The 18,396-nt window shown below is 50.8% G+C and carries 25 protein-coding genes and 1 pseudogene; 24 read left to right on the plus strand and 2 right to left on the minus strand.

Annotation, left to right across the window (positions count from 1 at the left end; all coding sequences use genetic code 11):
* Positions 1-217: 217 nt before the first annotated feature.
* From CAFE_RS20325 to CAFE_RS09460, 6 genes are read left to right on the plus strand one after another with little or no spacing between them, the layout of a single operon-like run.
* The gene (locus CAFE_RS20325) at positions 218-352 is read left to right on the plus strand and encodes a hypothetical protein (protein ID WP_267901538.1); all 135 of its coding nucleotides are present in this window, start codon (positions 218-220) and stop codon (positions 350-352) included.
* Complete coding sequence (locus CAFE_RS09440; RefSeq protein WP_156990488.1) at positions 342-968, plus strand: hypothetical protein; 627 nt, start codon at positions 342-344, stop codon at positions 966-968. The genes CAFE_RS20325 and CAFE_RS09440 overlap by 11 nt, the downstream gene beginning before the upstream one ends.
* On the plus strand, positions 965-1,195 hold the full coding sequence (locus CAFE_RS09445; protein ID WP_156990489.1) for a hypothetical protein: 231 nt from the start codon (positions 965-967) through the stop codon (positions 1,193-1,195). Before CAFE_RS09440 ends, CAFE_RS09445 begins: the two co-directional genes overlap by 4 nt.
* Complete coding sequence (locus CAFE_RS09450) at positions 1,185-1,565, plus strand: hypothetical protein (RefSeq protein WP_156990490.1); 381 nt, start codon at positions 1,185-1,187, stop codon at positions 1,563-1,565. The genes CAFE_RS09445 and CAFE_RS09450 overlap by 11 nt, the downstream gene beginning before the upstream one ends.
* On the plus strand, positions 1,562-1,777 hold the full coding sequence (locus CAFE_RS09455; protein ID WP_156990491.1) for a helix-turn-helix domain-containing protein: 216 nt from the start codon (positions 1,562-1,564) through the stop codon (positions 1,775-1,777). Before CAFE_RS09450 ends, CAFE_RS09455 begins: the two co-directional genes overlap by 4 nt.
* Complete coding sequence (locus tag CAFE_RS09460; RefSeq protein ID WP_156990492.1) at positions 1,774-2,154, plus strand: hypothetical protein; 381 nt, start codon at positions 1,774-1,776, stop codon at positions 2,152-2,154. The genes CAFE_RS09455 and CAFE_RS09460 overlap by 4 nt, the downstream gene beginning before the upstream one ends.
* A gap of 1,091 nt (positions 2,155-3,245) precedes the next feature.
* On the opposite strand, the gene CAFE_RS09465 is transcribed toward CAFE_RS09460, so the two are convergent.
* A complete protein-coding gene (locus tag CAFE_RS09465) occupies positions 3,246-3,428 on the minus strand; it encodes a hypothetical protein (RefSeq protein ID WP_156990493.1) in 183 nt (60 codons plus the stop codon).
* 169 nt (positions 3,429-3,597) lie between these two features.
* On the opposite strand from CAFE_RS09465, the gene CAFE_RS09470 reads away from it, so the two are divergent.
* From CAFE_RS09470 to CAFE_RS09535, 14 genes are all read left to right on the plus strand, one after another.
* Positions 3,598-3,909 carry a hypothetical protein gene (locus CAFE_RS09470; protein ID WP_156990494.1) on the plus strand — a complete coding sequence of 104 codons (312 nt, stop codon included), beginning with the start codon at positions 3,598-3,600 and terminating at the stop codon, positions 3,907-3,909.
* A gap of 105 nt (positions 3,910-4,014) precedes the next feature.
* Positions 4,015-4,341 carry a P27 family phage terminase small subunit gene (locus tag CAFE_RS09475; protein WP_330593913.1) on the plus strand — a complete coding sequence of 109 codons (327 nt, stop codon included), beginning with the start codon at positions 4,015-4,017 and terminating at the stop codon, positions 4,339-4,341.
* A complete protein-coding gene (locus CAFE_RS09480; RefSeq protein WP_233452760.1) occupies positions 4,328-5,986 on the plus strand; it encodes a terminase large subunit domain-containing protein in 1,659 nt (552 codons plus the stop codon). The genes CAFE_RS09475 and CAFE_RS09480 overlap by 14 nt, the downstream gene beginning before the upstream one ends.
* Positions 5,987-5,999: 13 nt before the next feature.
* Positions 6,000-7,184: a phage portal protein gene (locus CAFE_RS09485; protein ID WP_156990495.1), complete on the plus strand. Its 1,185-nt coding sequence runs from the start codon at positions 6,000-6,002 to the stop codon at positions 7,182-7,184.
* Between the two features lie 22 nt (positions 7,185-7,206).
* Positions 7,207-7,992: a head maturation protease, ClpP-related gene (locus tag CAFE_RS09490; protein WP_156990496.1), complete on the plus strand. Its 786-nt coding sequence runs from the start codon at positions 7,207-7,209 to the stop codon at positions 7,990-7,992.
* Between the two features lie 4 nt (positions 7,993-7,996).
* A complete protein-coding gene (locus tag CAFE_RS09495; RefSeq protein WP_156990497.1) occupies positions 7,997-9,205 on the plus strand; it encodes a phage major capsid protein in 1,209 nt (402 codons plus the stop codon).
* Positions 9,206-9,208: 3 nt separating this feature from the next.
* Positions 9,209-9,385: a hypothetical protein gene (locus tag CAFE_RS09500; RefSeq protein ID WP_156990498.1), complete on the plus strand. Its 177-nt coding sequence runs from the start codon at positions 9,209-9,211 to the stop codon at positions 9,383-9,385.
* Positions 9,386-9,390: 5 nt separating this feature from the next.
* On the plus strand, positions 9,391-9,702 hold the full coding sequence (locus CAFE_RS09505) for a hypothetical protein (RefSeq protein ID WP_156990499.1): 312 nt from the start codon (positions 9,391-9,393) through the stop codon (positions 9,700-9,702).
* Complete coding sequence (locus tag CAFE_RS09510; protein ID WP_156990500.1) at positions 9,671-10,024, plus strand: phage head closure protein; 354 nt, start codon at positions 9,671-9,673, stop codon at positions 10,022-10,024. The genes CAFE_RS09505 and CAFE_RS09510 overlap by 32 nt, the downstream gene beginning before the upstream one ends.
* Positions 10,011-10,331 (plus strand): hypothetical protein, encoded by a 321-nt coding sequence (locus CAFE_RS09515; protein ID WP_156990501.1) that lies wholly within the window; start codon positions 10,011-10,013, stop codon positions 10,329-10,331. Before CAFE_RS09510 ends, CAFE_RS09515 begins: the two co-directional genes overlap by 14 nt.
* Complete coding sequence (locus CAFE_RS09520) at positions 10,331-10,819, plus strand: HK97 gp10 family phage protein (protein ID WP_156990502.1); 489 nt, start codon at positions 10,331-10,333, stop codon at positions 10,817-10,819. Before CAFE_RS09515 ends, CAFE_RS09520 begins: the two co-directional genes overlap by 1 nt.
* A gap of 10 nt (positions 10,820-10,829) precedes the next feature.
* Positions 10,830-11,735 carry a major tail protein gene (locus CAFE_RS09525; protein ID WP_156990503.1) on the plus strand — a complete coding sequence of 302 codons (906 nt, stop codon included), beginning with the start codon at positions 10,830-10,832 and terminating at the stop codon, positions 11,733-11,735.
* Between the two features lie 77 nt (positions 11,736-11,812).
* Positions 11,813-12,142 carry a phage tail assembly chaperone G gene (gene gpG, locus CAFE_RS09530; RefSeq protein WP_156990504.1) on the plus strand — a complete coding sequence of 110 codons (330 nt, stop codon included), beginning with the start codon at positions 11,813-11,815 and terminating at the stop codon, positions 12,140-12,142.
* 41 nt (positions 12,143-12,183) lie between these two features.
* On the plus strand, positions 12,184-12,360 hold the full coding sequence (locus CAFE_RS09535; RefSeq protein WP_156990505.1) for a Smr/MutS family protein: 177 nt from the start codon (positions 12,184-12,186) through the stop codon (positions 12,358-12,360).
* Here CAFE_RS09535 and CAFE_RS09540 read toward each other — a convergent pair.
* Positions 12,357-12,863: a hypothetical protein gene (locus CAFE_RS09540; protein WP_156990506.1), complete on the minus strand. Its 507-nt coding sequence runs from the start codon at positions 12,861-12,863 to the stop codon at positions 12,357-12,359. The genes CAFE_RS09535 and CAFE_RS09540 overlap by 4 nt on opposite strands.
* 100 nt (positions 12,864-12,963) lie before the next feature.
* On the opposite strand from CAFE_RS09540, the gene CAFE_RS09545 reads away from it, so the two are divergent.
* The 4 genes and pseudogenes from CAFE_RS09545 to CAFE_RS09560 all read left to right on the plus strand — a co-directional run.
* On the plus strand, positions 12,964-16,110 hold the full coding sequence (locus CAFE_RS09545) for a phage tail tape measure protein (protein WP_156990507.1): 3,147 nt from the start codon (positions 12,964-12,966) through the stop codon (positions 16,108-16,110).
* Positions 16,107-16,949, plus strand: coding sequence for a phage tail family protein (locus CAFE_RS09550; RefSeq protein WP_156990508.1), 843 nt, complete (start codon positions 16,107-16,109; stop codon positions 16,947-16,949). The genes CAFE_RS09545 and CAFE_RS09550 overlap by 4 nt, the downstream gene beginning before the upstream one ends.
* A gap of 1 nt (position 16,950) precedes the next feature.
* On the plus strand, positions 16,951-17,982 hold the full coding sequence (locus CAFE_RS09555) for a siphovirus ReqiPepy6 Gp37-like family protein (RefSeq protein WP_156990509.1): 1,032 nt from the start codon (positions 16,951-16,953) through the stop codon (positions 17,980-17,982).
* Positions 17,982-18,396: pseudogene (locus CAFE_RS09560) on the plus strand (glycine-rich domain-containing protein); the annotation flags it as partial. The gene CAFE_RS09555 and the pseudogene CAFE_RS09560, both read left to right, overlap by 1 nt.

Below are 18,396 nucleotides of genomic sequence, written 5' to 3' on the forward strand. Positions count from 1 at the left end.
AACCTTATATATATACTTCTTTAATTCCTATATAAAGGTATAGGAAAAACCCAACAGGTAGTCACATACCCATCACGCAACCGTCGAATTTACACGCGATAAAAACGCGGTTCCTGCCGAAGCAAGAACCGCGATGTGAAAAAGAAGAGCGCATAAGGCATATTCGAAAAAAATGATCTAAAATCCGGGGTGGAACAGAAAAAAGGAGGAAAAAGTGATGGACAAGATTATCATGTGGGCGTTGATTTTAGGCGCCATATACGGATTCATATTGTTGGTATTTAATACTATTGCGGATGGAATCAAATTTATCGATTACATCAAGAGCAGGAGGCATAAAGATGGACGCTAAATATCTTGCAGAGATCAAGGCACGGGAGCAGGCGGCAACGCCGGGGCCGTGGGTATCAATATTTGACCTCAAAGACTTTACCGTTTACGACATGAGCGGAGAAAAAGGCGTAATTATTGCAAAGTTGAGAAATTCAAAGTACAAATATAAACAGCCTGATGCCGACTTTATCGCCCACGCACGCACCGATATGCCGGAACTGATTGCCGAAGTGGAACGGCTGACGGACCAGCACAAATGCGACGTGCATAATCTCTCGGCTATGAAGACGACGCTCGATCAACAGGCAAAAAACTGTGAAAAGCTGATTAAAAGTTACAAAGAGTCAAATTTAGAGCAAGCAACTGAAAATTACGAGTTGGAGAAAGAAAACGCTGCGCTGAAGGCCGCAAAAGACGAAATTAACCGGTACAATATCGATTGTACAAAGCAGTGTGACAAGTTGCTCGTTGAGAGCGCCACGCTGAAAAAGGCGTTGGAACTAGTGGAAAAAGATAAAGCGTTTCCGGGTGGCACTGCTGACGGAACATTATGCAAAAAAATCATGCAAGAAGAAATTACAAAATACATCAATCAGGCCCAGCAGACGCACGAAACGCAGGAGGCGGAGAAATGATTTATGAGTGCATAAAATCATTCGAACTTGATAAATACGACGATAACGGGTTTTCCACTGACGAAATTATGGAGATTGAAAAAGGCTCCTTGTGGGAACTCAATGACGATGGCGGAAACATTATCGGAGCCGAACACCATCTTGACAATCTTGGCGGAAGCTCATGGGTTGAGATTGATAGCGACTATCTCCGAAAATATTTTAAGGAGGCCAACCATGCCGGCTGAAATGACGCCGCTCGAAGCGGCGGAAATCATGGAAGAATCCGCTCGGCAAGCAAAGTGTATGATTGACGCACCGACGACCTTTTTCAGCGCCGCATCGCAATCGGCCGGAGTGGAACGCGTGAAAAAATGCGAGATGGCTTATTCGCTTGCCGCCTCCTACCTTCGCGCCGTCGCTGCAGGAGAGCTTAGGCCGGTGATACATGGGAGGTGGATCTACAAGGATTGCAACGGCGTACAGACCGAAAATCATGGTCTTGTAGCTTATGCCGAGTGCAGTAACTGCGGGCACGAAATCTGCAACATAGATCAAGAGGCCGCACATTGCCCTTCCTGCGGCGCGCTGATGGGTGGAAAGGGTGATTCCACATGACTTTTCCCGACCGTCTTAAATCTCTCCGAGTGGAACGAGGCTTATCGCAGGGACAGCTTGCCAAGGAAGTCGGAGTCAGTAAAAATCTGATTTGCGGCTATGAATCCGGCCGGCACGACCCGACTTCATTCAATCTATGCTGTCTGGCCGACGCGCTGCATGTCTCAATGGATTATCTTTACGGAAGGACCGATAGGAGGGATGTTGATTGACGCGAGAACAGCTTGAGAACTATCACGACATCATTGTCCGCTTGAAAGACCTGAAAACGACAATCGTCACAGACTCGGTAAAAGGTTCGTTGGACGAGTATCCATACATAAACCACTCAGTTACGCTACACGGGGTCCGTAGAGACGAGAAAGCACGGCAAGAGGTGAAATTACTCGAACAGGAAAAAAATGCCATAGACGGCTTTATAGACGGCATTACGGACGTGAGAGCAAAAACGCTGCTGGATATGCATTACCGGAAGGGATGGAGCTGGTGCAAAGTAGCGCATGAAACAGGGTATAGCATGGAGGCGAATAAAAAATATTTGAAAAGATTTTGGAAGTGTCCCCCTTTGTCCCCTAATGTCCCTGTATAATTAAAAATGAAGAGTTGTAAGAGCATTTACAAGGAAACATTTATCCATATCTCTCCTTCTTAAAACTCGCCTCCCGGTGGCGGGATCAGTAGCCGGGACTCCTCCTTGAATAGCGCCGTCCGGATTGCTACGGGCGGCGCAGATATGTCAGCGGGCGCGGCAATAGCTGGGGCCTTCCGGGTCGGAACAGGGCACTGACACCAGCTACGTAACATGATGGTCCTAACTCACGCCCGGGGAGCCGGGCAAATCAAATATTCCAAGGCTGTCCGTGCGTGTGCGGGCGGCCTTTTGTATTCATATTTGTTTTGGGCATGCTTATTACGAGGTGAGTTTATGCTGAAAAGAACGTTTTCATATTCCTTTGAAATGATACGAATTTACTTGTTCCACTTCTGGCACTGGTTCAACAATCGACATCTTCCTACGTATCGGCCAGCTAACGATTTCACCCGATGCCGTCGATGTGGACGGGACATTCATGATTTCACTGTACCGGATGAAGTCTGGAATAGAGTCGCAAAATCCACAGACTGTTTCTGTTATGATTGTTTTTGTGACCTATATGAACGCAGAACAGGGCAGAGCTGGAGGATGACATAAAAAGAGACCGGCCTCTACTGCTATAGAAGCCGGTCCTTAAAGTGTTAGCCGTTACCTGATTGGAAGCAATGGTCGCACTTCTCGTATCCTTTTGGCGGAGTATCATGCAGATTTTCGTTAGTATACTTTACGTTGCATGTACTGGGTACAGGATACTTGTGGACTTTGTCATTCTTGACAAAATATTTCATATTATCGCCTCCTTTGACAGTATTATAGCACAGTCATATACCGAATAAAATATATTTTTAAAGAATTTATAAATTTTAGCCGGACGCCCATTGTGGCGTCCATTTTTATACCAAAAGTGAGGTGACCGGCAGTGTGCAGTCCAGAGTGTGTTTGGAACAATTATAGGAGAACCGGAGCCTGGGTCTGTACGCTGCCGAGGTGCCTACGCCGGGAGGCGCCGCGTAGTGGAGAAGTGGTCCGCCCAGCAAAAGGACATAGTTCGCACCGAAGTGCAGGGCAAAGTAATCATCCTTCTATCAGGGGGAACGCTCCGACAGCTTAGACGGCTTATCACCTCTGGCAACGTCCATGAATTCTATGTGTCCTCCGAGTGGAGGCACCTGCGGGCGGAAGTCCTGAGAGAACAGAAGAATGAATGTCAGGAGCACCGAAAGCGCGGGGCCTACGCCAAAGCGAACCATGTGCATCATGTAAATCATCTTCGGAATCATCCTGAATTGGCATTGAGTAAGTGGTATCTGGATAAGCACGGAGTGCCGCAACGCAACCTAATCGCCGTATGCAAAGGTTGTCACGAAACAGTATGTCACCCGGAAAGGCTTAGGCATAGCAAGCCGGAGCCGTGGCCGGAAGATTGGAGTTGAGAGTATGAGATACACATGCATCAAAAAGAAATATCCGCAGTTCTCTAAGGACTGCAAAGGATGCTCGGAATACAATCCTTGTGTAAAGGGTGGCAAGTATTGCTTTGTTGGTGCTATGGAAAATGAGCGCATGATGCCTGATTCCGTTGCCCCACTTATGCAAGATGCTGCCGCACCGGTCATGGTAAAGCATGATTACCACGACGTAAAGATTGCGGATGACACGACTGTTACCATTGATCTCGAAGAGTTGAAAGAAAATATGAGAAAACAGATTTATGGTAGCGCGTTTGATATTTTTCGGAGCGCAACCTGACACCCCCCCGGTCAAAATAAAACGCGTTTTAATTTCGGGGGTTGTTACTCGTTTGGGTTCAAGACATTTTATATTTCCATCGCGCACATATGGGAGGTGATTGGTGTGCCAAAAAAAACGAAACAAAAAATATTGCGGGACGAAATTCAGCAGGATCTCCTCGACCAGCTTGAGCGCAATGGAACGGTAGGCGCCTATTACACTGACATGATTACCGATTACATGAAGCTGTGGGACACAAAAAACCGCCTGATAGCCGATATCGAAGCGCGCGGCGTCACCGTGGAGAGCGTTACTCAGGCCGGGATCAATATCAAGCGCAATGATTCCGTCGGGGATCTCCTGAAAACTAATGCGCAGATGTTGAAGCTGCTGGACAGCCTCGGGATCCGTCCCGCGCAGACGGACGGTGGCGGGGATGTTGAAATGTAAGTACATCGACGATTACATGTCGGCGGTCCGCAACGGGAAAGTAAAGGCGCCCAAAGAAATCCGTCAGGCGATGGATTACATTGAGCGAAAGCTTTCCCCGCCGGCCGATGTGTTTATCGACACCGCGAAGATTGACAAAGCCGTTGAACTGATCGAACGATATTTTGAAATAAAGCTCCTGCCGTGGGAGCTTTTTGTTTTGTCCCTTGTCCATTGCTATTACCGCCAGACCGATACCGTAGTGTTCAATGAGTTCTTCATCATGATGGGGCGTGGAAACGGCAAGAACGGGTTTATTTCTGGATTAGCATGGTATCTCACGACAAAGTATCACGGCGTAAACGGGTACAACGTCGATATTATCGCAAACAGCGAAGATCAAGCGAAAACATCGTTTGAAGATATTTACTCCATGCTGGAAAGCACCTGGACAAAATCCAAACGATTTTTTTATAAGTCCAAAGTTGAGATTACAAATTTACAGACAAAATCCTATATCAAATACAACACGTCGAATGCCCGCACAAAAGACGGTAAGCGCTCGGCGTGTTTGATTTTTGATGAAGAGCATGAGTACGAAAATTCCAAAAGCATCGGCGTGTTTCAGTCCGGGTTTGGCAAACGGAAACACAGCCGGATATTCAAAATCACAACAAACGGCTATGTCCGCGACGGTGTACTTGATGACGATCTCCGCTTGGCGCACGATGTTTTGAGTGGCGACATAACCGAGCTTGGGCTTTGCCCCCTGATTTACAAGATGGATTCGGATGAGGAAGTCAGCCATCCGGAGCTGTGGGAAAAGGCAAATCCTTCTCTTCCATACTTCCCCGAGCTGAAAAAAGAAATGGATTCCGAGTACATCAAAATGAAGTACGACCGGCAGACATTTCTTGATTTTTACACAAAGCGCATGAACCTCCCTCGCAGCGGAGAAGAAACGCCGATCACGGCAGAGGAAAACATCGCCGCGACGAATCAGCCAATTCCAGACCTGACCGGGCGTTCCTGCACGGCGGGGCTTGACTATGCGGCGATCAATGACTTTGCCAGTGCGAACCTCCATTTTAAGGAAGGTGAAAAACGGTATGACATCAATCACTCGTGGCTCTGCCTACAGTCCGCCGATCTGAACCGGCTGAAAATACCGTGGAAAGATTGGGCGGCTCGCGGCTGGCTTACGCTGGTGGATGAAAAGGAAATCAATCCGGACATCCTTGCCGAGTGGATCGCGAAACAAGCGCAGAAGTACAATATCAAAAAACTGGCGCTCGATAACAACAAATATGCCGTTGTGGCTCGGGCGCTCCGCGATGTTGGGTTTGACGCAAAGACCTATAAAAATCTGGTTTGCGTTCGACCGAATGACATTATGCGGACAATCCCGGTTATTGACAGCGTGTTTATCAATCAGAATTTTGCATGGGGGGATTACCCGCCGCTCCGCTGGGCCGCTCGGAATACAAAGCGGGAAGAGCGCGGGCGGGCCGAAGGAACCAGCACGGGAAATTTTTACTATGCGAAGATTGAGGCAAAGTCCAGAAAGACAGACCCGTGGATGGCATTGGTCCACTCAATGACGGTTGAAAGCGAACTGGATGAAGTTACAAGCTCCTATGATGACATGCCTGTAATTACCCTGTAAAGAAGGTGAGAAATTGGGATTAATATCTTGGCTGCAAGAAAAGCTCGGCGGTCAGGCGGTACCGGTCAGCGGTGAGGGCCTTGCAGAGGACATCGACGAATATTATCAAGCCTATGCGGATGTGTATTACCGGGAGCTTGCCTTCTGGTCCACGGTCAACACCGTTGCAAACGCCGTCAGCAAGTGCGAATTCAAGACTTACTCCGGCGGAGTTGAAAAGAAAGGCGCAGAGTATTATCTCTGGAACGTGGAGCCGAACAAGAATCAGAATTCAAGCGGATTTATCCATAAATGGATTGCGCAACTCTATCGGCACAACGAATGCCTGATTATTGAGCAGAACGGGCAACTGCTTGTGGCGGACAGTTTCATCCGAACGCCGTATGCGCTCTACGACGATCTTTTTGCCCAGGTAACCGTCGGGGATTTCACTTTCGGCAAGACCTTTTCACAGTCTGATGTGCTGTATTGGCAGCTTTCCGAAAAAGATATGCGGAAGGTCACGGCGGCGCTATATGCGAGCTATTCAAAATTGCTTGCATACAGTATGAAAGCCTATCAGAAGTCGCGCGGGACGAAGGGAATTTTCAATTATGAGACATTGCCGGTCGCGGGGTCGGAGCAAAGAAAAGCCTTTGATGATCTGCTGACAAATAAATTCAAAACGTTTATGAGCGCTGGCGATGCTATTCTTCCCCTCGGCACAGGGCAGTCCTATACCGACATCGGAAGCAAAACCTATTCCTCCGAAAGTACCCGTGATATTCGGGCAATGGTGGATGATATTTCAGACTTCACGGCGAAAGCGTTTGGTGTTCCCCCGGCTCTGCTCCACGGCGACGTGCAGGGCGTGAATGAGGTTACGGACCAGCTTCTGACGTTTTGCATTGATCCTCTGACTTGTATGTTGGAGGAAGAGATTAATCGAAAGCGCTATGGCAAGTCTGAATTTTTGAAGCGAAACTACTTGCAGATTGACACAAAATCGATTAAGCACATCGACCTTTTGAGCGTGTCAACCTCCATTGACAAATTGATTTCTTCCGGTGCATACAGCATCAACGACATCCGGAAACTGTGTAACGATGAGCCGATTGATGCTGATTGGGCGAACCGACACATGATTACAAAAAATTATACCGTTGCCGATCTGATGGCAACTATGGAGGGAAACGATGAAACAGCTGAGAAAGAATGATTCCGAGAGAGGGGGTGATTAGTTGAAAAAGTATTATTCGATGGAAACCAGCGGGCGCACGGCTGATCTCTATATTTTCGGGGACATCGCGGATGCTGTTGATACCGGTATCGACGAAGCATGGGGGCTTGATCTCGGAGAGACGTCCAGCCTGTCCATCGTGAAGGACATTCAAGCGCTCGACGTCGATACGATTAATGTCCATATCAACAGCATGGGCGGTTACACCAACGAGGGCATAGCGATCTTTAACACCCTCAAAAACAGCAAGGCAAAGGTCAACACAATCGTGGACGGATTCGCCTGCTCCGCCGCGTCCGTTATATTTATGGCGGGGGATAACCGGATCATGAACAGCGCATCAATCCTTATGATCCATAATGCATGGATGGAAGGCATAGCCGGGAACGGCGCGCAGGTTCGCGGGATTGCCGATGAGCTCGACAAGATTTCACAGGCCGCCGGGAATGCCTATATGGAGCGGGTAAACATCGCCCGCGAGGAATTGGACACCCTGCTTGACGGTGAAAACCATGAGGGCACATGGATCTTGCCGGAGGACGCATTGAAGATGGGTTTTGCGACAGAGATTTCCAGCGCCGCCGAAAGCAGCGCTGCAAGCCAAAGCGCCATGCGGGTGATGGTTCATAAATTTACGGCAAAGCCGAAAGCCGCTATGCAATCTCCGGCTGACGTTGAAAAACTGGCGTCCGCCGTTGTGGAAAAGCTCATGGCAAAAATCCCGGAACCCCCGAAAGAAAACAATCCCATGAAATTTTTGAGCGCCCTTACGGGCGGAAAGGACTGATAACATGAAAAATCTTGATACTCTCAACGAAAAGAAGGCCGAAATCCTCCAGCGTATGAGTGAGGCGGTAAAGTCCAACGACACCGAGGCGTTTGCACAGGCGTGGTCTGATCTTGCCAACAACATCCAGGACGAGGTGATGAAGGATGCGCAGGAACTGATCCGGCAGAACGATACGACCGTCCTCGCACAGCGCGGCGTACGGCAGCTCACCAGCGAGGAAACCAAATACTGGCAGGGCGCCATCGACGCGATTCGCAGCGACATGACCGGCGGACACGCGAAATCTGCCGTTACCCTGATTGATGAAACGCTTCCGAAAACCACGATCAATGCGGTTTTCGATGATCTGACCGCCAATCACCCGCTTCTGGACGCAATCAATTTCCAGAACACCAGCGCCTTGACGGAAATTCTGATTTCCACGACTTCCGGCGTGGCCGGGTGGAGCGAGCTGACCGCGACGATCACGGATGAACTGTCCGGCGCGTTTGCGGTGATCAATCTCGACAAGAAAAAGCTGTCTGCATTTATCCCGGTCGCCAACGCGATGCTTGATCTCGGCCCGACATGGCTTGACCAGTATGTCCGTACCCTGCTTTCCGAAGCGCTCGCGGTCGCCTTGGAAGCCGGTATTGTGGACGGCGACGGCAGCGGAAAGCCCCTCGGAATGACCCGCGCACTGACCGGCGCTACTGATGGCGTTTACCCGCGCAAGGCTGCAACCGCGATCACTGCACTGGATCCCGCAACCTACGGGACTATCCTTAACACGCTTTCGCAGGGGCCGAACAACAAGCGCCGCGCAATTGCCTCTGTCCTGCTGATCGTGAATCCTGCGGACTACTTTACGAAGGTATTCCCCGCCACTACTCCCCGCACCACGGACGGTGGTTTCAATTCCGGCGTGTTCCCGTTTCCGACCACGGTCATTCAGTCGGCGGCGGTACCGGAAGGCCATGCGGTGATGGGCCTTGGGCCTAAGTATTTCATGGGCCTCGGAACAGGTAAGGCCGGGAAGCTTGAATATTCCGACGAGTACAAGTTCCTCGAGGATCAGCGCGTTTACCGTATCAAGCTGTACGGGAATGGCAGGGCGCTGGATGAAAACGCTTTTGTTTACCTCGACATTTCCGGTCTGGTGCCCTATGTCCAGCAGGTTAAGGTGACGAACGCATCTGACTTCCCAGGTGGAACCGAGGGAGGGGTATAATCGATGGTTGTAAAAGCATTGAAATCCTATCTTGATAAAGTAGCGAAAGCGGTTGTACCTGCCGGGGCGCTGCTCGATATGGACGAGGGCCGGGCGAAGGAGCTTAATTCCGCGCCCGGTGCTCCGTATGTGGAGGCTTTCTCCGGCGAAGCGAAGTCCACCGCCGCAAAGAAAAGGTGAGCTGAATGGCACTCCCTGATGGGCTGCTCGACGCGGTCAAAAACAATCTGGATATAACGTGGGATGACCCGGGCGGCGACACAAAGCTGTCCGGGATTATTATGCGCGGAATTAAGTACCTCGACACCTCTGCAGGGATGGCGCTGGATTACACCGCCGAGGATAAACCGCGCGAATTGCTGATGGAATATTGCCGATACGCCCGCAGCAACGCTCTCGATGAATTCCAGACTAATTATCTGCACGAACTTCTGACGCTACAAATTCAAGCGGAGGTGGGGGCCTATGATCCGGAAGAAAGCACAGACGTACAATGACGGCACCTTGAAAATATATTCCGTCGGAAATGTCTCCGCTCCCGGCGACATGCCGAAAGACGGCCTGACGCTGAAAGAAACACTCCGCTATCACGAACGCACGGTTGGGAACCAGCGTTATTACGTGGCGATGCAGGCCGGGGCAAAAGTTGACGCCGTGCTCCGCTGCCCTCTCCGCCGGGATGTCTCGGCGCAGGACGTAGCGATTCCGAACGACGGCAAACAGTACCGGATTACGCGGGTGCAGTATCCGGAAGACGCGGAACCGCCGTCGATGGACCTCACGCTGGAAAGGGTGACGCAGAATTATGAACTCGCTTGATACGCTGAAAGCCGCCCTTCTCTCCGTCGCCGATAACGTCGGGCATTATAAAGCCCACAAAAAAACGGATCAGTACATCGTGTGGGCTGAGGACGGAGGCGGGGGCGGTTATGCCGACAATCGGCACACAACCGATACGCTGACCGGCACGGTCGATTATTTCACAAAATCCGAGTATGACCCGAACGTGAAAGCAATCGGCGCCGCGCTGGATGCTGCGGGGATAGCGCACCGGCTGAATTCGGTGCAGTATGAAGACGATACGGGGTACATCCATTATGAGTGGGTCTGGACGGTGATTTGCTGATGGCGCGTTATGCATTTAAGGCCGGGGACGAGTGGGCGGTGAAGCTGTCCAGACTTGCCGCAGGGCAGGACAAAGTCGCCGGGAAAGCAATCTATGCCGGCGCAAAGATCGTGGCGGATAAAATCAAAAGTAATATTGAGTCGCTACCGGAAGAGAAATTCCGGTATCTGCGCGACGGAGATCAATTTGACGGAGTTACAAAAGAGCAGAAGCAGGACCTCGCGGAAAGCTTCGGCGTTGCCCGCGTCGATACCGACAGAAACGGCGACTACAACACAAAGCTCGGCTTTGACGGATACGGCAAGCACCCGACGGAGAAATATCCGCAGGGGCTTCCGAATCAGCTTCTTGCCCGTGCGGTTGAGAGCGGTTCCTCCGTCCGCCGGAAGCAACCGTTTGTACGCACGGCGGTAAGGTCAACAAAAAAGACCGCGCAGGCAGAGATGGCCCGCGTGATCGATGAAGAAACAGAAAAAATCATGAAATGAGGTGTACTGCATGGAGAAAAAATACGGCGAGTTTGTCGGTGTGGATGAAGTCCATGCCGCAATCGTAAAGGAGGACAGCGAAGCTGCATATCGGGCGGAGACACCGGAGTATTTAGCACCGGCCGCCGAAGTTTCGTCTGAGGTCAGTACAAACAATAAGACAACGTACTACGACAATGTTCCCGGTTTTAATTACAACACCGAGGGCGTGACTACTATTACGTTAACACTGTCCGGTGTGCCTGCCAAAATGGCCGCAAAATATCTCGGCAAGCATTATGACGAGTCCACGGGGCGAGTCCTCGATACCGGATTACTCAACCCGCCGGATACCGCGCTGTCTTTCCGGTTTAATAAGGGTGCGGATGATTATCGCTACTACCAATATCTCAAAGGCAATTTCACAGGCGGAACGGAAGATGCCGAAAGTAAATCTGATGATGTATCCGAGCATACTTACGAGATGACTTATACAGCTATTGTCACCACGCATAAATGGCCGATAGATAACAAGAAAAAGGGCATCAAGCGCATTTTCGGTGATACTGACGACGCCGCGTTTACTGCTGATGATAGCTGGTTTGAACAGGTCCAAACGCCGGATACAGCGCCTAAACCCGCTGAATTGCAAATGACAGATAGCATCCCGGCCGATAACGCGACCGGCGTTGCAGCTGACAGCGATATCACGCTGACGATGAATAACCCGATTTCGAGCATCACGGCGACGCTGCTGGATGCGAACCTTGCGTCGGTGAATATTACGGCGTCACTGGATCCGACGAAGAAAATTATTACCATTCATCCGGCTGCAGTTCTTACAGCGGCTACGGCCTATTCGCTGGTGGCCGGGGAGATCAAAGACGTATATGGGCATAGTATCAAAAACACGGTCATTACTTTCACAACAGCATAACAATAGGCCCCTTCGGGGGCCAAATACGATTCAAAGCGCGCGTGAACGCGGAGAATAATTAAACGGAGGTATTACATATGAAAACTCTTACGCTGAAGCTTGGGGAAAAGATTTATACAACAGGTCGTATTACGGCATGGCAGTCCCGCGAAGCAATGGCCGTCGAAAAGGATACTCTTGCTGTCGCAAGGAAAGGCAAAGAGCTGGATAAAAATGATCTTTCCAGCGTTGAACAGATGCTGCAGCAGTTTGAAGATGCGAGTATCCGTAAGGCAAACCTGATCTGTGACGTGTACGGCAATAAGTTTACGGTTGACGAGTTGGAAAAGAGTCTATCCAATGAAGAAATTGAACGCTGCCTGGTCGACATTGTAAACGGCATTTCCGGGGTTGTCGAAAAAAACTGAAAAGGGGCGCGCAAAGCGCCCCGATGGAGGAAGACCCGGAAATGGTTATCATCGGCCTGTATCGGAAGCTGGCTGAAAACTATTTCTGGAACCCGAAGGACCTTGACGAAGCAAACCTTGAAACCCTGTTTGACTTTATTGGTTGGGAAGACCCGAACGTGAGAATCATTCACGGAAAAACATACCGCAGAGCACAAGGCGTGCCAAAGTGGCTTTAAAGATATTGCGAGACAGGTCGTTTAGGTATCCGTTCCTTTAAAGCCCGGAGAAATTTATCCCATCGTGCTGATCGCCCTACAATTTCAAGAACAATGGCTTTTACTTCGTCGTCAATCCCATGAGGATGATAATTAATGACCAAATAGTTACTGACGATTGCTTTTTTCTTATCACCAATACCAGATGCTCCACCAACAAGAGCGCCTAATGGCCCTAGAACTAATCCACCGATTACAGCACGGCCTGCAACGTTTTTACTTTCTGCAATTATTTTTGCAGATGATGTAAAATCAGCGGCTGTAATTTGGCAGTAAGGCAAATAAGCGGGCTCCACAGCCTTTTGATGTGGCACAAAAGCAATTTGCCTTTCACTGTCATTCAAGACAGCGTCCATAAAGAATACTGCTTTATTGCCTTGTGAAAATAAATCTATGCCTGAATAGTAAATAAAGGTACATATTGGATTTCCGCTTTTGTCTTTTTTTACAGGAAATAATTCCACGGTTACCCCTCCTTTTAAAGGAATCATATCACAGGAGAATTAAAGAATCAACAGCAACCGGAGGACGACTGCTGTTTTTTATTGTAAGGAAGTGAAATATATGGCCTATGATATCGGTCCTCGTATTGGTATCGAGGGAGAAGCTGAATTTCGCAAACAAATTCAGAATTTAATTTCGCAGCAAAAAACTCTCGCATCTGAAATGCAGGCGGTTACTTCTGCTTTTGACAAAAACGACAGCAGTGAAGAAAAAGCCGCTGCACGGGCGAAAGTGCTTACTCAGCAGATTGAAGTGCAAAAGCAAAAGCTCGACTCTCTTAAGCAAGGGCTTGCCGCCGCAACGGAAAAATATGGAGAAAATGATAAGGTCACTCTCGGCTGGAAGCAGTCCGTAAATAAAGCCACGACAGAACTAAATAACATGCAGCGTGAACTGTCAGAAAGCACGTCGGAATCCGCAAAGCTCAAAGCCGAACAAGAAAAGCTTGCAAAGCAGGTGTCGGACACTAGCGACAAACTGCAAAAATCATCCGATGCAATGGGAAGTGTGAATAAGGTCGCGCTTGCGGGGGCCGCCGCTATTGGCGGGATCGCCGTTGTTGCTGGAAAAACGGGAGCTGACTTTGAAGCACAAATGAGCCGTGTCAAAGCTATCTCCGGAGCAACCGGGCAAGAGTTTGACGATTTGAATAAACAAGCTGTGCAGCTCGGCGCAGACACGGCATATTCAGCGACAGAAGCGGCGCAAGGCATGGAGAACCTTGCAAGCGCAGGTTTTAGTACGTCTGAAATAATGGAAGCTATGCCTGGTATGCTTGACCTTGCCGCTTCGTCCGGGGAAGACCTTGCTGCCTCTTCTGATATCGCCGCTTCTACCCTGCGCGGATTTGGCCTTGCGGCATCGGACGCCGGGCATGTCGCGGACGTGCTGGCAAAGAACGCGGCGCAGACCAACGCCGCCGTCGCGGATACCGGCGACGCCATGAAATACATTGCGCCTGTTGCGCAAAACGCTGGGTGGTCCTTGGAATCTGTCACAGCGGCAATAGGCGAAATGGCCGATGCCGGGATCAAGGGTGAGCAGGCTGGTACTACCTTGCGCGGCGCGCTGACTAACCTCATGAACCCGTCAAAAGAACAGGCGGCGGCCATGAAGGAGATCGGATTCAGCGCATATGATGCAAATGGTAAAATGAAGTCCCTTTCCGAAATCATCAAAGAGCTCGGGGAAAAAACGAGTGGATTAACGAACGAGCAGAAAGATAATACCATAGCGACCATCATGGGTACCAATTCCCTGTCCGGAATGCAGGTACTGTTAAAAGATGGAAGTAAAAATCTTGACACGCTAACGTCATCTTTAAAAAATTCTGACGGCGCTGCCGATGAAATGGCGAAAACCATGCAGGGTAACCTTAAAGGTGCGGTAGAGCAGTTAGGCGGTGCGGCGGAATCGGCGGGGATTGCGTTTTATGAAAAGTTTGCTGGAAGTGCTACCGACGCTGTTTCCGGGCTTGCGGATAAGGTCGCGGAGCTGGCAAAGAATCTCGCAAGCGGAGCGTTGGATCAAAAGCTGAGTGCTATTGCAACGGCGGCCGCGGCAATGGCAGCGGCTGTAGCCGCGATGAATATCGTGCTGATAGTGAAAGACATAGCTAACTTTGTAAATGCGGCAAAGGGCGGAAAGGTCGCGATGGATGCATATACCGCCGCCACGAAAGCGGGCACAATCGCGCAAGCGGCCTTTAATGCTGTGCAAGACGCAAGTTTAATCGGTATTATCGTTACGGCTATAGCAGCTCTTGCTGCTGGTATAATCGTTCTCTGGAACACGAATGAGGGTTTCCGAGATGCAGTTATTTTGATATGGAACAAAATTCAGGATATTTTGCAACCCATTATTGATTCTCTTGGCAATTTTTTTACAACAACATTGCCGAATGCCATAGATACCGTAAAATATGGTTTTAGCTCATTTGGGGACGAATTGACGGAATTAAAAGATGGGGTTATCAGTGGCATAATGACGGCGTTTGACTCATTTAAAACAACGATTGAAAATAACAGTACTGCTATCAAAACCGCCGCTGCAATTCTCGGAACAGTTTTCGGACCAGCCCTGATAAAATCTGGCGCTCAAGCTTTGATAGCGGGCGGGCAGATTGCCGCGAACTTTACGGCAAATATTATTCAAACGGGTACCGAAGCCGTCATAAACGGTGCAAAGGTTACGGCAAGCTTTATTGGCTCTATGATTCAAGGCGGAGCTGAGGCAGTTACAAATGGTGCGAAAATTGCAACGAGTTTTATAGCATCGATGGCCGAAGCCGGCGCATCGGCAGTTGTAAACGGTGCAAAAGTGATTGGCAGCTTTGTGGCATCTATGGTTCAAACAGCGACGCAGGCTGTGCTTACTGGTGCCGCAATTACGGGAAGCCTAATTTCCGCTGTCGTTTCATATGCGGCGCAGGGGTGGACAGCAGTAACAAGCATCGCGGCACAAACCGCTGCGTTGGTGGCCCAAAAATTAGCTATGGGAGCGGCAGTTATCGCAACAAACGCCGTGGCTGCGGCTCAGTGGCTTTTAAATGCCGCCATGAATGCAAACCCGATTGGAATATTGATTCTTGCAATTGGAGCGCTTGTAGCTGCGTTCGTAACCTTGTGGAATAAGAGCGCCGCTTTTCGGGATTTTTGGAATGACATGTGGCAAAACATTCAGGAAGGATTTAAAGGCTTTATCAACGGTATTATTGCCGGACTAAACGGTCTGATCGACGGCCTGAACGCAGTGATCGGAGCGCTCAATAAAATTCATGTCGATATTCCTGACTGGGTGCCGAAGTTCGGCGGTGAATCTTTTGGAGTCAGTATTCCGAAGGCGTCGCATATCCCGTATCTTGAGCAAGGCGGCGTCCTCAAAAAAGGACAGACCGGATACCTTGAGGGCAACGGCGCGGAAGCCGTGGTCCCTCTGGAAAAAAACACGGAGTGGATTTCAAAGGTTGCGGCGGAAATGGTGTCTGTACTGCAAAGCTCAATCGACCAATTAACAAAATCCAGTCAGTTAAGCGCATCATTAGCGGCAAGCGGCGCATACTCCGTTCCAGCGCTATCCGAGAATGCCGGGAACATTAATTATACGGCGATCTATAACAGTCCGGCAGCTCCGACCCCTGCCGACGTCAACCGGATCAATCGGCAGAACGCGCAGAGGATCGCGCTGATCGCACGGAGGAACAGATGAAAATTATATGCGAAAACGCCAGAGGAGAGCAGATACCCTTCGGGTGGTTCCCGCCGCTATGGATCAACAGCATAACGGGGCTTGGCGCAGATTACGATGTGACTACGAGTAAAAATTCCGGGCAGGATGGGGAGAATTATACCGGAGCCACGGCATCAAAGCGGAATATCGTCCTTACTCTGGACGTGAGGAAAGCGGATTACGTCAAACAGCGGGACCGCCTGTACTCTTTTTTTCAACCGCGCAGCGAAGGCACGTTGTATTTCTACGATGATCCGATTGTCCGTAAAATCGCGTACTATGTGGAAAGTATTGAGCCGTCCGGCGAAGATATTTTAAAAAGCATAGTTATCTCTTTTATTTGTCCCGACCCGAAATTTTATGCCTTGTCCGACAATCTCACCGAGCTCGCTACATGGGAGGGCCTGATTGAGTGGCCGCTGGAGATCATCGCGCCGTTTGAGGTCACCCGCAAAGTTAACAGCTTAATCGGCAACGTCGTCAATCCCTCCGCCGTCCCGATGGGCTTGACCGTTACGTTCCGCGCGTCCGGCACCGTCGTAAATCCATCGCTGTACGACGTCAACCGACAGCTGCTGATGCAGGTCAACACGACGATGCACGCCGGGGACCAGATCGTCATTACCACCGGCGACGGCAACAAGCGGGTAAAGCTGATTTTCGGCGGCGTAACCACCAACATCAACAACCTGATGGCCTATCCCCCGCACTGGCTGCAAGCCCAGCAGGGCGACAACCTGTATCGGTACAACGCGGATGAGGGCATTGACAATCTGTCCGTAAGCATCGTGTCAACAGAGGCTTTCTGGGGGGCGTGATATGGATCTTTACATTTTAGACCCGGACATAAATCTGCAAGGCGTGATCGACGGGTACAGCTCCCTGCGCTGGCGCCGGCGGTTTTTTGAGCCGGGCGAGGTAGAGTTGCACTGTAAGGCATCGCCTGAAAACCTCACTCTGCTCCGACCGGAAAACATTATCCACAGGCTTGACCGCAAAGAGGCCGCCATCATCGAGGGCGTGAGCGTGGAGGGCGAAGAAATCACCGCAACCGGACGGATGGGGTCGTCAATGCTGGACCGGCGCGTAATCACGCCGACAATCAATTTCAGCGGCACCGCCGAGGCGGCCATGCGGAAAATCGTCACCGAAAACCGCCCTCCGTCGAATCTGGCGCTTGGGTCCGCCGCGGGCCTGGCGCCGACCGCAACGTTCCAGGCGACCGGGAAAAACGTCCTGACAACCTGCACGGCGCTGGCCCGCTCCGCTCCGCTGGGGTTCCGCTGCCGGTTGGACGTGCCGGGGAAACGCTGGGTTTTTGAGGTTTACGACGGCACGGACCGCAGCGTGACGCAGCACGACCGGCCGTATGTGCTGTTTTCGGATGAGTTCCGAAACATCGTGAACCCGAAATATGAAATCAATACCACAGGCGCGGCGAACTATGCGTATGTGGCCGGGCAGGATTCCGGCGAAAACCGGGTAATCGTCACGGTCGACCAGACGGGCGGCGCACCTCTCCTCGAGCTCTGGGTGGACGCCCGCGACTTGCAACAGGCTGAGGGGCAGAGCCTCGACGACTACAAGGCGCAGCTTACCCAGCGCGGCGTCGAAAAACTGGCCGAAACCGCGCGCGTGGAGAATTTCAGCGCCGACGCGGTCGACACGGCGAATTTTGCCTACCTGACCGACTGGGAACTCGGGGACATCGTATCGTTTGAAAAATGGGGAATCCGCCTTGACCAGCGGATTACAGAGGTCGAGGAGGTCGACGAGGGCGGCGTGATGACAATCACCCCGGTATGCGGAAATCCGCTGCCGGAAGCATTGGATTTAGGGAGTGATACTTAATGGCAGAAAATAGTGGATTTTTTGCATCGGTCGGCGGCGACCGGAAGTACGACATGAGTTTTTTGGCGCGCTGGATTGCGTCGATTATCTCAAACGGCGTCTACGACGGAGAGCTGGCCGTGACGGCGGGGGACGGTATGGCCGTCACGCTCCCCGCCGGCCGCGCATGGATTAACGGCTATCACTATCGCAACGACGGCCCGTTGACTTTGACTGTGGACAATGCCGACGGCGTGCTACACCGCAAAGACACGGTTGTCCTACGCTGGGACGTCAACGCGCGGAGCATCACGGCGCAGGTCTTGACGGGGACATTTTCAAGCAGCCCGATTGCGCCGCAGATTACGCGCAGCGCGGAGCAGTACGACCTTAAACTTGCTGAGATAAGCATCCCCGCTGGCGCCACGGCAATCA

Source organism: Caproicibacter fermentans, assembly GCF_009746625.1.
GTDB lineage: Bacteria > Bacillota > Clostridia > Oscillospirales > Acutalibacteraceae > Caproicibacter > Caproicibacter fermentans.